Genomic DNA, 14,791 nt, shown 5'->3' with positions numbered 1-14,791 from the left:
GCGGGATTGTTCACGACAGGTTGTACTTATGCATCGCAGGAATTTGCTCAAAGCGTCCATGGCCATCGCTGCCTACACCGGTTTGTCGGCCACCGGCCTGCTCGCCTCCCGTGCCTGGGCGGCCAGCGGCACCGCTGATGGCGCAGCCCAGGCATTCGATTTCGAGACGCTGAAGATTCAGGCCAAGCAACTCGCCGGCAATCGCTATCAGGACACCAAGCAGGTGCTGCCGCCGACGCTGGCGACCATGACGCCGCAGAATTTCAACGCGATCCGCTACGACGGCAACCACTCGTTGTGGAAAGACTTGAACGGTCAGCTGGACGTGCAGTTTTTCCACGTCGGTATGGGCTTCAAGCAGCCGGTGCGCATGTACAGCGTCGATCCCAAGACCCGCCAGGCCCGGGAAGTGCATTTCCGCCCTTCCCTGTTCAACTATGAAAAAACCACGGTCGACACCAAGCAGCTCACCGGCGACCTGGGGTTTTCCGGGTTCAAGCTGTTCAAGGCCCCGGAACTGGACAGGCACGATGTGTTGTCCTTCCTCGGCGCCAGTTATTTCCGTGCGGTAGACGCCACTGGCCAGTACGGTCTGTCGGCCCGCGGCCTGGCCGTCGATACCTACGCCAAGAAGCGTGAGGAATTCCCGGACTTCACCAAGTTCTGGTTCGAGACGCCGGGCAAGGACAGCACCCGCTTTGTGGTCTACGCGCTGCTGGATTCGCCGAGCGCCACTGGCGCCTATCGATTTGACATCGATTGCCAGGCCGAACGCGTGGTGATGGAGATTGACGCCCACATCAACGCGCGCACCGCCATCGAACAACTGGGCATCGCACCGATGACCAGCATGTTCAGCTGCGGCACCCACGAGCGCCGGATGTGCGACACCATTCACCCACAGATTCACGACTCGGATCGCCTGGCCATGTGGCGCGGCAACGGCGAGTGGATCTGCCGCCCGCTGAACAACCCGGCGACCCTGCAGTTCAACGCCTTCGCCGACACCGACCCGAAAGGTTTCGGCCTGGTGCAGACCGATCACGAGTTCGCCAACTATCAGGACACCGTTGACTGGTACAGCAAGCGTCCAAGCCTGTGGGTAGAACCTACGACCGCGTGGGGCGAAGGCTCTATCGATCTGTTGGAAATTCCTACAACCGGCGAAACCCTCGATAACATCGTCGCGTTCTGGACCCCGAAGAAGCCGGTCGCGGCCGGTGATTCCCTGAACTACGGCTACAAGCTCTACTGGAGCGCCCTGCCACCGGTGAGCACGCCGCTGGCGCGGGTCAATGCGACCCGTTCGGGCATGGGCGGGTTTATCGAAGGCTGGGCACCGGGCGAGCATTACCCGGAAGTCTGGGCGCGACGCTTTGCCGTGGACTTCACCGGTGGCGGTCTGGATCGCTTGCCGGAAGGCGCGGGGATCGAGCCCGTGGTGACCTGCTCGAACGGCGAGGTGAAGGACTTCAACGTGCTGGTGCTGGATGACATCAAGGGCTATCGGATTACCTTCGATTGGTACCCGACCAATGACAGCGTGGCGCCGGTTGAGCTGCGGTTGTTCATTCGCACTAATGACCGGACGTTGAGTGAGACCTGGTTGTACCAGTATTTCCCGCCAGCGCCGGATAAGCGTAAGTACACCTGAGAGCAATAGGTTGTCTGGGCCGGCCTCTTCGCGGGCAAGCCTCGCTCCTACCAAGGCATGCGATCAACTGTAGGAGCGAGGCTTGCCCGCGAAGACGGCCTGACAGACGACAAATGTTTCGGCCCAGAAACACAAAAGCCCCGATCACAGCGATCGGGGCTTTTTGCTTTTACAGCCGAATTCAGTCACGCAAATCCGACTCATGAATCGGCTGATCCCGATGCGTCGCCCGCTGATACTGCGCCGGCCAGATCGCCTTGCGACCGCCCAGATCATCATCGGCATGCAGCGGCCAATACGGATCGCGCAACAGTTCCCGCGCAAGGAAGATGATGTCCGCCTGGCAGGTACGCAAGATGTGTTCGGCCTGGGCCGGTTCGGTAATCATTCCTACCGTGCCGGTGGCGATGCCTGACTCCTTGCGCACCCGTTCGGCAAAGCGGGTCTGGTAACCCGGCCCTGTAGGAATTTCGGCGTTGGCCGCCGTCCCCCCCGACGAGACGTCGATCAGGTCCACACCCAGATCTTTCAGGCGCCGCGCCAACTCCACTGTTTCATCAGGGTTCCAGCCGTCTTCCACCCAATCGGTGGCAGACACTCGCACAAACACCGGCAACTCCTCAGGCCAGACCGCACGCACCGCCTCGGTGACTTGCAGCACCAGCCGAATCCGGTTCTCGAACGAACCGCCATATTGATCGCGTCGCTGATTGCTCAGGGGCGAAAGAAACTGATGCAGCAGGTAACCGTGAGCGGCATGGACTTCGACCACTTTGAAACCGGCAGTCAGCGCTCGTTTGGCTGAGGCGACAAAGGCCTGAATGACCTCAGCAATCTCGCTTTCATCCAGCTGCTTGGGATGTGTGTGCTGCGGGTCGAACGCAATCGGCGACGGCCCTACCGGCACCCAGCCGCCGTCTTCGGGTTTGACGCTGCCATGCTTGCCGATCCACGGCCGATGGGTGCTGGCCTTGCGCCCGGCGTGCGCCAGTTGAATACCGGCCACCGCGCCCTGAGCGGCGATGAAGCGCGTGATGCGTTGCAGGGGTTCGATTTGTTCGTCATTCCACAAGCCGAGGTCCTCGGCGGTGATGCGCCCGTCGGCCGTGACCGCCGTGGCTTCAGTAAAAATCAGGCCGGCCCCGCCGACGGCGCGGCTGCCGAGGTGGACCAGGTGCCAGTCATTGGCCAGCCCATCGACGCTGGAGTACTGGCACATCGGTGATACGGCAATGCGGTTGAGCAGGGTCAATTGACGAAGGGTATAGGGTTCAAGCAGCAGACTCATGGGGCACCTCTCGAATCAGTGGGCAGGCTCCAGGGTTCTGTTTGAAAAGTCGACGAGTGACAGGAAAAAGGCGCAGCACCCGCCCCCGCGGGCAAAAATTGGACAAGACGTCACAAGGATAATCAAGCAGTGCTTAGAGCCTAGTCGACATCGGGGGATGAGGGAGGGTTCCGAGGGATTCGGTGTCAGAAAGATCGCTATCGCGAACAGGCTCGCTCTCACAGGTTTTGTGCAAATCCTGTAGGAGTGAGCCTGCTCGCGAAGGGCTCAACGCGGTTCGATGTGGGCAATCATCAGCTGCACCGTCTCGTTCCCGCGAAACTCGTTGAGGTCGAGTTTGTAGGCCAATTCCACCCACTTGATGGTCGGATTCGGCCAAATGTCGCGGTCGATGCCGAAGGCAATGCCATCGAGCTTCACCGAGCCACATTCGCTTCTGAGCACCACTTTGAGGTGTCGCTCGCCGACGACGCGCTGCTCAACCAACTGAAACACGCCATGAAACAAAGGTTCAGGGAAGTGCTGCCCCCAAGGTCCGGCATGGCGTAGCGCACGGGCCAGTTCGAGATGGAATTCTTCGACCGCCAAAACCCCGTCCGACAGCAGACGCCCGGTCAGGTCTTCTTCGCGCAATTGCCGGCGCACTTCAGCGTCAAAGGCCTCGGCGAACAACGGAAAATTTGCTTCCGGCAAGGTCAGACCGGCCGCCATGGCGTGGCCGCCGTACTTGCTGATCAGGTTCGGATGCTGCGCGGCCACCACACTCAAGGCGTCACGAATATGAAAGCCCTGAACCGAACGCCCCGACCCTTTGAGCAAACCATCGCCAGCATCGGCAAAGGCAATGGTCGGACGGAAATAGCGCTCTTTCATACGCGAAGCGAGGATGCCGATGACGCCCTGGTGCCACTCGGGATCAAACAGGCACAGGCCAAACGGCATCGATTCGACCGGCAAATCCTTGAGCTGAGCCAGCGCTTCACGCTGCATGCCCTGCTCGATGGATTTGCGGTCCTGGTTCATGCCGTCAAGCTGCACGGCCATTTCCCGCGCCAACCCGGCGTCGTCGGTGATCAGGCATTCAATGCCCAGGCTCATGTCATCCAGGCGCCCCGCCGCATTCAGGCGCGGGCCGACAATGAAGCCCAGGTCGGTCGAGGTGATGCGTGCCGGTTCGCGCTTGGCGACTTCAAGAATCGCCTTGATGCCCGGACGGGCGCGGCCGGCGCGAATCCGCTCCAGGCCCTGGTGCACCAGAATCCGATTGTTGGCATCCAGCGGCACCACGTCGGCGACGCTCCCCAGCGCCACCAGGTCCAGCAGCTCGCCAATGTTCGGCTGCGGCGTGCTCGCGTACCAGCCGAGGCTACGCAAGCGTGCGCGCAGGGCCATCAATACATAGAAAATCACCCCGACGCCGGCCAGTGCCTTGCTCGGAAATTCGCAACCCGGCTGGTTCGGATTGACGATGGCATCGGCTAACGGCAGTTCGTCGCCGGGCAAGTGGTGGTCGGTGACCAGCACGTTCAGGCCTGCCTTTTTCGCTGCCGCCACGCCTTCGACGCTGGAGATGCCGTTGTCCACCGTAATCAGCAACTGCGGCGTGCGCGTCAGCGCCACCTCAACGATTTCCGGGGTCAGGCCATAGCCATACTCGAAGCGGTTCGGCACCAGATAATCGACATGTGCCGCGCCCAGCAGCCGCAAACCCAACACGCCCACGGTACTGGCGGTCGCGCCATCGGCGTCGAAGTCGCCGACAATCAGAATCCGCTGGCGCTGTTCCAACGCCGTGACCAGCAAATCCACCGCCGCATCCATGCCCTTGAGCTGCTGGAACGGGATCAACCGCGCCAGGCTCTTGTCCAGTTCCGCCTCGGATTGCACGCCCCGCGCCGCGTAAAGACGCGTCAGCAGCGGCGGCAGATCGCCGAGGAATGGCAGGGTGTCGGGCAACAGGCGAGGTTCGATGCGCATGGGGTGACAGGTGCTTCTCTTGAATACGTAGGATAAAACCGGATCAAACGGACAAACGGCGAAAAATCAGCCGCGCTCGCCGCTCAGCCACTGCAACTGGACTTCATGCTGACCCCGGTCGTCGGTGACGAAAATCGTCCCTTCGCTGATCATCACGTCCCACTTGATAACGCGGGGCATGTCTTTGGCCAGGGTTTCCAGGACGTCCTGAGGCACGGCTGCGATGTGCACGTTTTTCAGGTTCTTGATCGCGGGGATCACTTTGGTTTCCCAGACGCGCAGACTGCCGTAAGCCAACAGGCTGGTGCGCTCGGTACGGCGCGAGCACCAGGTCAGGCGATCGGCGTCCGGCTGGCCGACTTCGATCCAGTGTAGGACACGGTCGTCCAGGCTCTTTTCCCACAGGGCCGGTTCATCCACGTCTGACAGACCGCGACCGAACGACAGTTGCTCGTTGTACCAGAAGGCGTAGGCCAGCAGCCGCACGGTCATGCGCTCTTCGGTTTCCGAAGGGTGACGGGCGATGGTCTGCTTCACGCTCTCGTAGACGCTGCGGTCGAGGTCGGTGAGGTTCAGTTCAAACTTGTAGGTCGTGGACGGCTGGGCCATGAACGGGCTTCTTGATACGAGGAAAGGCGGCAAGTCTAACCGATGCAGTAGGCAATCAACGAATAGAAGGCGATCAACCTTGGTCGTCTGACGTTGGGCTATGTTAAAAGGCTATATCCGCTCAGCCTTTGTCCTACAGGATCCAGCATGCCGCTCACCGCCAAACCGCTCTCAGGTCTGAAAGTCATCGAATTGGGCACCTTGATCGCCGGCCCGTTTGCCTCGCGTATTTGCGGTGAATTCGGCGCCGAAATAATCAAGATCGAATCCCCCGACGGCGGTGATCCGCTACGCAAATGGCGAAAACTCTACGAAGGCACCTCGCTGTGGTGGTTCGTCCAGGCCCGCAACAAAAAGTCCCTGACCCTGAACCTTAAACATCCTGACGGTTTGGCAATCCTGAAAAAGCTGCTGGGCGAAGCGGACATCCTGATCGAGAATTTTCGCCCTGGCGTGTTGGAAAAACTCGGCCTGGGCTGGGACGTCTTGCACGCCCTCAACCCGAAACTGGTGATGGTACGGCTGTCGGGCTTCGGCCAGACCGGGCCCATGAAGGATCAACCCGGTTTTGGCGCCGTTGGTGAATCCATGGGTGGCCTGCGCTACATCACCGGTTTCGAAGACCGGCCACCGGTGCGCACCGGGATTTCCATCGGTGACTCGATTGCCGCGCTATGGGGTGTGATTGGCGCACTGATGGCGTTGCGTCACCGCGAGGTCAACGGTGGCCAGGGCCAGGTGGTGGACGTGGCGCTGTATGAAGCAATCTTCGCCATGATGGAAAGCATGGTGCCGGAGTTCGATGTGTTCGGTTTCATTCGCGAGCGCACCGGCAACATCATGCCAGGCATCACGCCCTCCTCGATCCACACCAGCGCCGACGGCAAGCATGTGCAGATAGGCGCCAATGGCGATGCAATCTTCAAACGCTTCATGCTGGTCATCGGTCGCGAAGACCTGGCCAACGACCCGGCGCTGGCCAGCAATGATGGCCGCGACAGCCGCCGTGACGAGATTTACGGGGTGATCGATCGCTGGGTCAATTCGCAGCCGCTGGACACCGTGCTCACGCAGCTGAATCAGGCCGATGTGCCTGTCAGTCGGATCTTCAGCGCCGAAGATATGTTCAGTGATCCGCAGTATCTGGCCCGGGAAATGTTCCTGCAGGCCAAGCTGCCGGACGGCAAAGACTTCAAGATGCCGGGGATTGTGCCGAAACTCTCTGAGACACCCGGCGATTGCGCATGGGTCGGGCCGCAGTTAGGCGAGCACAACGCGCAGGTACTCAACGATCTTGGTTACGACCCGCAACAGATTGCCAAGCTGCGCGAAGACGGGGCCATCTAAGCTGAAACGCCTGCTTTCAACAGCCACTCACAACACCCGCAACTGGCGTACAGCGGCGGTATTGGGGCTATTGGCCGCGCTGGCGACACCCGTTTGGGCACAACCCAAAGCGACGCTGAACTGGTTACTCCGCGACTTGCCACCCACGATGATCTTTGAAGGTCCGAAAAAAGGTCAGGGGATTGTCGATCAGATCCTGCCGCTGTTGATAGCCGGGATGCCGCAATACGAGCACACCCTGATGCGAGTCAACCGGGCCCGCGCCACGCAAATGCTCCGCGAAGAATCGTTTACCTGCGATCCGTCACTGGTCTGGACCAAAGAGCGCGAACAATGGATTGCGTTCTCCATTCCGGCCTTCCGCGCGGTGAGCAATGGACTTGTCGTCCGCCGGGAAGACCGCGCGCAGCTGGATCCTTTTCTGATCGACGGCGAAGTCGATCTTGCGGCTCTGCTGGCCAGTGGCCAAAAGAAAATCGGGGTCGTCGCCGAGCGCAGTTACGGCCAAGTCCTCGACACGCTGCTGAAACTGGCGCCACCGGACGCACTGGCTCCCCATTACGGTAACGATGCCCTTGCCAGCCTGTTGCAGATGCAGCGCCTGGGCCGTTTGCAAATGGTTCTGGGGTACTGGCCGGAAATTCGCTATCAGGCTAATCGAGAGCACATCGCCGACGATCAGCTGGAATTTTACCCGGTGAAGGGCACGGGCAAATACCTGTCGGGGCACATTGGCTGCTCCGGTACAGTCCAGGGCCGCAAGGCCATCCAAGAGATCAATGAACTGTTACGCACCCTGCCCCATGAGCGACTGGACCAGCTGTACGCTGAGTGGCTGGACCCAGAAAGACGCAACGACTACCTGAAAGAAGCCAAAGCCTTTTTCGAGAATCAGGCTGGGCAATGACAAATCGCAGGCAAAAGAAACCCCGAGAAGTGGGGAGACGACTCGGGGTTAAACGTGGCCTACATAAAGACCAGTGGCAGCAAGCTACAAGCACCGGAGCACAATGCTTGATCCTGCTGTTACATGGTCTGACGACCTGAGCGCAGGAAGGTTCCCACAAAAGAACAATTCAATTTCGACTGGCCAGGACCTTATCCTGAGCCGCATTGCGCAGCGCCGCGATGACGCAGGGTTCCAGCCGTCCTTCGGCAATCAGCACGTCGCGGTGCAAGCCGTCGACGACATCCGTCAGCAGACGGTAATCGGTTAACTGGGCTTGATTGAACGCCCGTTCGACCACGATCGCGCCGGTCGCATTCTTCAGTGTCACCAGGCATTCGCCATGGGCGCCCGACGGGGTCAGCTTGACCTGATACGGGCTCAGAGCCTCACCGAGCAATAGACTGATACTTTCCATCTCGATCACCACTCAATAGTCCGAAAACAAAGTGCCTGGGGTGTGTTCACAGTAAATGACCACCGACCCGAGAAGAAAGTTCTGGATTCCAGGTGCAGACGCGTCGGCGTCCCTGGTCGATAGAGCATGCACGGAAAAGATGACAGGGAAAAAACAGCCTGTTCACAGGTGCCTTGTCCGGTGACCGATATCAGTCCATCCCCCCAGCAACCCTCGCAATTGGCCGTCGACGCTGTAGAACGGCACCGTCCATTGGTAGATGTCCCTGACCCCGTTGTTGAACAGCAATTGACGTTCACTGAAGCGTGGCTTTCGAGTCTCCATCTGCGCCATGAATTCGGCATGCAGCAGCGCTGCGGTTTCCGCCGGCAGGACATCGAGCTCAACCAGCCGTCGCCCTTGAACCTGGTCAAAACGGGTGCAGAGGCTCTCCTCATAACTTTTGTTGCACATGATCAAACGCCCTTGCAGATCACGAACAAACATCGGATCGGGCATGGCGTCGATCAACGCATGCTGGAACGCAAGCTGATCGCCCAGCCCCTTCTCAGCGTCTGCGCGCTGCTTGATCAGTGCCGCGAGCCTGCGATTCCAGAGCAAGGAAAGCAGACCGAACAGGCTGACGATAAACATGCCCCAGCAAAACCAGTGAGTCAGCTGCCGCCAGCGAGAAGGCGACTCGACGGGCGCGATACCGCTGAGCCATTTCAGGCGAATGGCACGCAAGTCGGCCGCAGGAAAGGCCTCAAGCGCCTTGTTGAGAATGCTCAGCAGCGGCGACTGGCCTTTGCGTACCGCGAGGTGATCAGCCTCCCACTTGCCCTCCACGGCCCGGCCGACCTTGAGTTGCCCCAACGGATAGAGCTGCGCCCCGATTTCATTTTCGATGGTGGCAAAGGCTTCACCACTTTCAACCAGCGCCCTGGCCTCGGCGTAAGTCTTGACCGTGCGCAACTCTATCGCCGGGTAGTCGCGGCGAATCGTGCCTTCGAGTGCGTGCCGGGCCGGCAACACCAGCACTCTTTTCGCCAACTGCGCCAAGGAGTGCACGACCGGTGCGTCTGCCCGTCCGACAAACACCCATCCAGCGCCACCGAACGCATGACTGAAATCCAGGAACGCCTTTCGCTCGTCATTCATCGCCAGCGTTGTGCTCATGTCCGCCTCGGCACTTTCCAGACGCCCAAGCAGTTGGTCGGTGGAAAACGACTCCTCGTGAACAAACTGCAAACCCGTCATGGCACTGATGCGATTGAGCAGATCGTTGTTCAGACCGCTCCACTGACCGTGTTCATCCTTGAACAGATAAAGCGGGTATTGCACCGACGAGACGATGACTTGCGGATGCTCGGCAACCCACCTCAGTTCCTGAGCATCCAGCTCGATGATTGCGCCGACGCCCGCCCCCCTGGACTCGGGCGTCGCCAATTGCGCGGCCGTCCCTGCTTGATCCAAGCCCAGGACGCCGATCAAAAACATCCAGCACACGGCTGGTTTGAACCCTCTGAAAAACCGCATTACCACTTCCTTCGCAATCAACTCGCCCATCCTTTCTGGGGCGAAAACACGACAAGTGTGGCATGCAGAAATGAGAAAGCCCGTCAGGAGACGGGCTTCAAAATGTGACAGCTTTGAGTGGTTACAGCGGCTTGCCGCGGTTGCCATGCTGACTGACAAAGGCCTGCACGGCTTTCAAATCATTCGGCAACACGGTGCAACGCTCATTTCGCTCGAACAAATCAGAAAGATGTGCAGGTAGTTCAAGCGCTTTTCCTACGCCGGCTTTCTCCACTGCATCCGGGAATTTGACCGGATGGGCCGTGCCGAGGATCACCATTGGAATATCCAGGCTACGACGGCATTCGCGCGCGGCCTTCACGCCGATGGCGGTGTGCGGATCCAGCAGTTCGCCGGTTTGCTCGTAGACTTCGGCAATGGTTTCGCAGGTTTGCGCGTCATCCACGGCCAGGGAATCGAACAATTTGCGGGCTTCGGTCCAGCGTTCCTGTTCGACGCTGAAACCGCCGCCCTGCTTGAAGCTGTCCATCAAACCGGCAATCGCTGCGCCGTTGCGACCGTGCAGATCGAACAGCAGACGCTCGAAGTTCGACGACACCATGATGTCCATCGACGGCGACAACGTGGCGTGCAGGGTTTCCTTGACGTACTGGTTGCCGCTCATGAAGCGGTGCAGGATGTCATTGCGGTTGGTGGCGACGATCAACTGGTTGATCGGCAGGCCCATGTTACGTGCCAGGTAACCGGCGAAGATGTCGCCGAAGTTGCCGGTCGGCACCGAGAACGATACCGAGCGCGCCGGGCCGCCCAACTGCAGGGCTGCGTGGAAGTAGTAAACGATCTGGGCCATGATCCGCGCCCAGTTGATCGAGTTCACCGCCACCAGACGCGTGCCCTTGAGGAAGCTCTGGTCAGCGAAGCTGGCCTTGACCATTTCCTGGCAGTCATCGAAGTTGCCTTCGATGGCGATGTTATGGATGTTCTCGCCGAAGATGGTGGTCATCTGGCGACGCTGCACTTCGGACACGCGGTTATGCGGGTGCAGGATGAAGATGTCGACGTTTTCGCAGTGCTTGCAGCCTTCGATGGCGGCCGAACCGGTGTCACCGGAGGTCGCGCCGACGATGACCACGCGCTCGCCGCGTTTTTCCAGCACGTAGTCGAGCAGACGACCGAGCAGTTGCAGGGCGAAGTCTTTGAACGCCAGGGTCGGGCCGTGGAACAGCTCGAGCACCCATTCGTTGCCATTCAGCTGACGCAACGGTGCCACGGCGCTGTGCGAGAACACACCGTAGGTTTCTTCAAGGATCTTTTTGAAATCGGCATCAGGGATGCTGCCGGTAACGAACGGGCGCATCACCCGGAAGGCCAGCTCGTGATACGGCAAGCCAGCCCAGGAAGCGATTTCTTCCTGGGTGAAACGTGGCAGGTTTTCCGGGACGTACAGACCACCGTCGGTGGCAAGACCGGCCAGCAGGACATCTTCGAAATTCAGGGCCGGTGCCTGGCCGCGGGTACTGATATAACGCATAGGGGCAAACCTTTGGTTTGAGCTTCAAGTCTCAAGCTACAAGCGGCAAGTAAAAGCCAGAGTGCCTTTGACTTGTCGCTTGAAGCTCGCAGCTTGCCGCTGCTTTTGTTTAGTTCAGATGCTCGACGCGGATCCGGACGACCGGACCGACCACGCCTGCCAGGGCTTCCAGCGCGGCGATCGCGTCGTTCATGTGCTGTTCCAGCACACGGTGAGTCAGCAGGATCATCGGCACCAGACCGTCATGCTCTTCGACTTCTTTCTGCATGATCGATTCGATGTTGATGCCACGCTCCGACAGAATGCTCGCGACCTGGGCCAGTACGCCCGGATGGTCTTTCGCCTGAATGCGCAGGTAGTAAGCACTTTCGCACGCTTCGATCGGCAGGATCGGGTGCGCCGACAACGAATCCGGCTGGAAGGCCAGGTGCGGCACACGGTTTTCCGGGTCGGAGGTCATGGCGCGAACCACGTCCACCAGGTCGGCGATCACCGACGAAGCCGTCGGCTCCATGCCGGCGCCCGCGCCGTAGAACAGGGTCGAACCGGCCGCATCACCGTTGACCATCACTGCGTTCATCACGCCGTTGACGTTGGCGATCAGACGATCGGCCGGGATCAACGTGGGGTGCACGCGCAACTCGATACCGGACGCGGTGCTGCGAGCGACGCCGAGGTGCTTGATGCGATAACCCAGCGCTTCGGCGTAGTTCACGTCAGCGGTGGTCAGCTTGGTGATGCCTTCGGTGTAAGCCTTGTCGAACTGCAGCGGGATGCCGAAGGCGATGGAGGCCAGGATCGTCAGCTTGTGGGCCGCGTCGATGCCTTCAACGTCGAAGGTCGGATCGGCTTCGGCGTAACCCAGGGCTTGCGCCTCGGCGAGTACGTCTTCGAAGGTGCGACCCTTCTCGCGCATTTCGGTGAGGATGAAGTTGCCGGTGCCGTTGATGATCCCGGCGACCCAGTTGATGCGGTTGGCGGACAGGCCTTCACGGATCGCCTTGATCACCGGAATGCCACCGGCCACAGCCGCTTCGAACGCCACGATCACGCCTTTCTCACGTGCCTTGGCGAAAATCTCATTACCGTGAACGGCGATCAGTGCCTTGTTCGCGGTGACCACATGCTTGCCATTCTCGATGGCCTTGAGTACCAGCTCGCGGGCAACGGTGTAGCCGCCCATCAGCTCTATAACGATGTCGATCTCAGGGTTCGTGGCCACTTCGAAGACATCGTTGGTAATCGCAATACCGGTCGTTTGGAACTGAGGCTTTGGCGTGCGCATGGCAATTTGTGCCACTTCGATTCCACGCCCGGCACGACGAGCAATTTCCTCGGCGTTGCGCTGAAGTACGTTGAAGGTACCGCCACCGACGGTCCCTAACCCACAGATGCCTACTTTGACCGGTTTCACTGTGAACTCCCCATAAAACGGCCGACTCAAGGCCGGCCGTGAAAACAGCCGCATACTCGCGGCTCTCTATTAATGGCCCGGCAAATGGTACCGCCGGACCATGATCGTCAAAGGCTGGCCGTGACGATGCGAATTATTTCGCGCCCAGCGCCAGTTTGGCGACTTGTGGCGCAGGCTGGTAGCCCGGAATGACCTGACCGTCAGCCAAAACGATGGCCGGTGTGCCGTTCACGCCGATCGACTGACCGAGGGCGAACTGCTTGGAAACCGGGTTATCGCACTTGGCGGCCTTGATTTCCTTGCCGTCGACCATTTTGTCCATGGCAGCTTTCTTGTCTTTCGAGCACCAGACCGCTTGCAATTGTTCGTCACCCGGCGAGCCCAGGCCCTGGCGCGGGAACGCGACGTAACGCACTTCGATGCCGCGCTTGTTCAGCTCAGGCACTTCGGCATGCAGTTTGTGGCAGTACGGGCAGGTGGTGTCGGTGAACACGGTGATGTGCGATTTGGTTTCGCCGATCGCCGGGTAGACCACGGTTTCTGCAACCGGGATGGCGTTGACCAGTTTGGACACGCCCAGGCGTTCGGTCTTCTCGGTCAGGTTGACCGGCTTGCCGTCCTTGAGCTGGAACAGGTAGCCCTGCACCACGTATTGGCCGTCGGCGCTGGCGTAGAGCACGCGGCTGCCTTGCAGTTTGACTTCATACAGGCCCGGCAACGGACTGGCGGAGATGCTTTCTACCGGTACTTCCAGCTGGAGATTTTCCAGGCTTTTACGAATGGCTTTGTCGGCCGCGTCATCGGCGACGGCAAAGGTACTGACCAACGCAATGGCTGCGGCGGCGAAAATCTGGGTCAGACGCATGAGAACTCCTGAAGGCGGACAAATGGGACGATCAGAACGCCCGTGCCGAAACACCGGGTCATAACCGCCCATCGTGCAAACCGGCAAAGCCTACCACATAAGGCTCCTGTGGCCGAATGCGCCTGACGCAACACACATAATGGTGCGTATCTGATAACACGTGTTGTGGCGAGGGAGCTTGCTCCCGCTCGACTGCGCAGCAGTCGTAAGACAGGCACCTCGATTTTCCTGATTAGCCGTGGTCCATAGTTTTGGGATCGCTTCGCGCCCCAGCGGGAGCAAGCGCCCTCGCCACCGGTGATTTGTTCCATCCGTCAGCCGCGCGGGTGGTGTTTGGCGTGCAAGTCCTGCAAGCGTGCGCGGGCGACGTGGGTGTAGATCTGGGTGGTCGACAGGTCGCTGTGGCCGAGCAGCATTTGCACCACCCGAAGGTCCGCGCCGTGGTTGAGCAGGTGCGTGGCGAACGCATGGCGCAAGGTATGCGGCGACAGCGACTTGCCGATCCCGGCGACCTTGGCCTGGTGCTTGATGCGATGCCAGAAGGTCTGGCGAGTCATCTGCTCACCGCGCTGGCTGGGGAACATGACATCGCTGGGACGCCCGCCGAGCAGTTCCTGGCGGCCATCGCGCATGTATCGCTCAACCCAGACAATCGCCTCCTCGCCCATCGGAACCAGGCGCTCCTTGCTGCCTTTGCCCATGACCCGCAGCACGCCTTGACGCAGATTGACCTGCTCCAGCGTCAGGCTGATCAACTCCGTCACCCGCAAGCCGCAGGCGTAAAGCACTTCGAGCATGGCGCGGTCCCGCTGACCGATAGCTTCGCTCAAGTCCGGCGCCTTCAGCAGCGCTTCCACGTCTGCTTCCGACAGAGACTTAGGCAAAGGCCTACCGAGTTGGGGCATATCGACGCGCAAGGTCGGATCGACCGCGATCAGCTTTTCCCTGAGTAGATAACGATAAAACCCACGCACACCGGAGAGGAATCGCGCCGTTGAACGGGGTTTGTAGTTTTGTTCCAGGCGCCAGGCCAGGTGATCGAGGATCAACTCGCGGCCGGCGCTGATCAGCTCCAGACCCTTTTCCTGCAACCAGCCATTGAACAAGGCCAGGTCGCTGCGATAGGCATCGCGAGTGTTATCGGAAAGACCTTTTTCCAGCCACAGCGCGTCGAGGAATTGGTCTATCAATGGATGATCGATGGCGGGCATATAAGCTCAGGCA

At 59.9% G+C, this 14,791-nt stretch carries 12 protein-coding genes; 3 read left to right on the top strand and 9 right to left on the bottom strand.

What is annotated here, in order from left to right:
- Nucleotides 1-28: 28 nt before the first annotated feature.
- Nucleotides 29-1,654: a glucan biosynthesis protein D gene (locus tag RHP74_RS05720; RefSeq protein WP_010462964.1), complete on the top strand. Its 1,626-nt coding sequence runs from the start codon at nucleotides 29-31 to the stop codon at nucleotides 1,652-1,654.
- A gap of 181 nt (nucleotides 1,655-1,835) precedes the next feature.
- Here the strand turns inward: RHP74_RS05720 and RHP74_RS05715 are convergent, their stop codons facing one another.
- The 3 genes from RHP74_RS05715 to RHP74_RS05705 form a co-directional block, all read right to left on the bottom strand.
- Complete coding sequence (locus RHP74_RS05715) at nucleotides 1,836-2,942, bottom strand: NADH:flavin oxidoreductase/NADH oxidase (RefSeq protein WP_010462966.1); 1,107 nt, start codon at nucleotides 2,940-2,942, stop codon at nucleotides 1,836-1,838.
- Between the two features lie 267 nt (nucleotides 2,943-3,209).
- Nucleotides 3,210-4,919: a single-stranded-DNA-specific exonuclease RecJ gene (gene recJ, locus RHP74_RS05710; protein WP_010462969.1), complete on the bottom strand. Its 1,710-nt coding sequence runs from the start codon at nucleotides 4,917-4,919 to the stop codon at nucleotides 3,210-3,212.
- Nucleotides 4,920-4,985: 66 nt separating this feature from the next.
- Nucleotides 4,986-5,528 (bottom strand): YaeQ family protein, encoded by a 543-nt coding sequence (locus RHP74_RS05705; RefSeq protein WP_008151638.1) that lies wholly within the window; start codon nucleotides 5,526-5,528, stop codon nucleotides 4,986-4,988.
- Between the two features lie 147 nt (nucleotides 5,529-5,675).
- Here RHP74_RS05705 and RHP74_RS05700 point away from each other — a divergent pair, with 147 nt between their 5' ends.
- Both RHP74_RS05700 and RHP74_RS05695 read left to right on the top strand, forming a co-directional pair.
- A complete protein-coding gene (locus RHP74_RS05700) occupies nucleotides 5,676-6,875 on the top strand; it encodes a CaiB/BaiF CoA-transferase family protein (protein ID WP_311098269.1) in 1,200 nt (399 codons plus the stop codon).
- Nucleotides 6,823-7,782 carry a TIGR02285 family protein gene (locus RHP74_RS05695; RefSeq protein ID WP_311098267.1) on the top strand — a complete coding sequence of 320 codons (960 nt, stop codon included), beginning with the start codon at nucleotides 6,823-6,825 and terminating at the stop codon, nucleotides 7,780-7,782. The genes RHP74_RS05700 and RHP74_RS05695 overlap by 53 nt, the downstream gene beginning before the upstream one ends.
- A gap of 169 nt (nucleotides 7,783-7,951) precedes the next feature.
- Here RHP74_RS05695 and RHP74_RS05690 read toward each other — a convergent pair whose 3' ends face one another.
- From RHP74_RS05690 to xerD, 6 genes are all read right to left on the bottom strand, one after another.
- Nucleotides 7,952-8,239, bottom strand: coding sequence for a DUF3509 domain-containing protein (locus RHP74_RS05690; protein WP_010462977.1), 288 nt, complete (start codon nucleotides 8,237-8,239; stop codon nucleotides 7,952-7,954).
- 162 nt (nucleotides 8,240-8,401) lie between these two features.
- On the bottom strand, nucleotides 8,402-9,757 hold the full coding sequence (locus RHP74_RS05685) for a transporter substrate-binding domain-containing protein (protein ID WP_077748290.1): 1,356 nt from the start codon (nucleotides 9,755-9,757) through the stop codon (nucleotides 8,402-8,404).
- A 121-nt stretch (nucleotides 9,758-9,878) separates the two neighbouring features.
- Nucleotides 9,879-11,288 carry a threonine synthase gene (thrC, locus tag RHP74_RS05680; RefSeq protein WP_010462981.1) on the bottom strand — a complete coding sequence of 470 codons (1,410 nt, stop codon included), beginning with the start codon at nucleotides 11,286-11,288 and terminating at the stop codon, nucleotides 9,879-9,881.
- Nucleotides 11,289-11,397: 109 nt separating this feature from the next.
- A complete protein-coding gene (locus RHP74_RS05675) occupies nucleotides 11,398-12,702 on the bottom strand; it encodes a homoserine dehydrogenase (protein ID WP_010462982.1) in 1,305 nt (434 codons plus the stop codon).
- 133 nt (nucleotides 12,703-12,835) lie between these two features.
- Nucleotides 12,836-13,567: a bifunctional protein-disulfide isomerase/oxidoreductase DsbC gene (gene dsbC, locus RHP74_RS05670; RefSeq protein ID WP_010462985.1), complete on the bottom strand. Its 732-nt coding sequence runs from the start codon at nucleotides 13,565-13,567 to the stop codon at nucleotides 12,836-12,838.
- Between the two features lie 314 nt (nucleotides 13,568-13,881).
- The gene (gene xerD, locus RHP74_RS05665) at nucleotides 13,882-14,778 is read right to left on the bottom strand and encodes a site-specific tyrosine recombinase XerD (RefSeq protein WP_154911832.1); all 897 of its coding nucleotides are present in this window, start codon (nucleotides 14,776-14,778) and stop codon (nucleotides 13,882-13,884) included.
- Nucleotides 14,779-14,791 lie beyond the last annotated feature (13 nt).

It is taken from the genome of Pseudomonas sp. SG20052 (assembly GCF_031766055.1).
GTDB lineage: Bacteria > Pseudomonadota > Gammaproteobacteria > Pseudomonadales > Pseudomonadaceae > Aquipseudomonas > Aquipseudomonas mandelii.
This window is presented reverse-complemented; position numbering and strand designations above follow the sequence as displayed.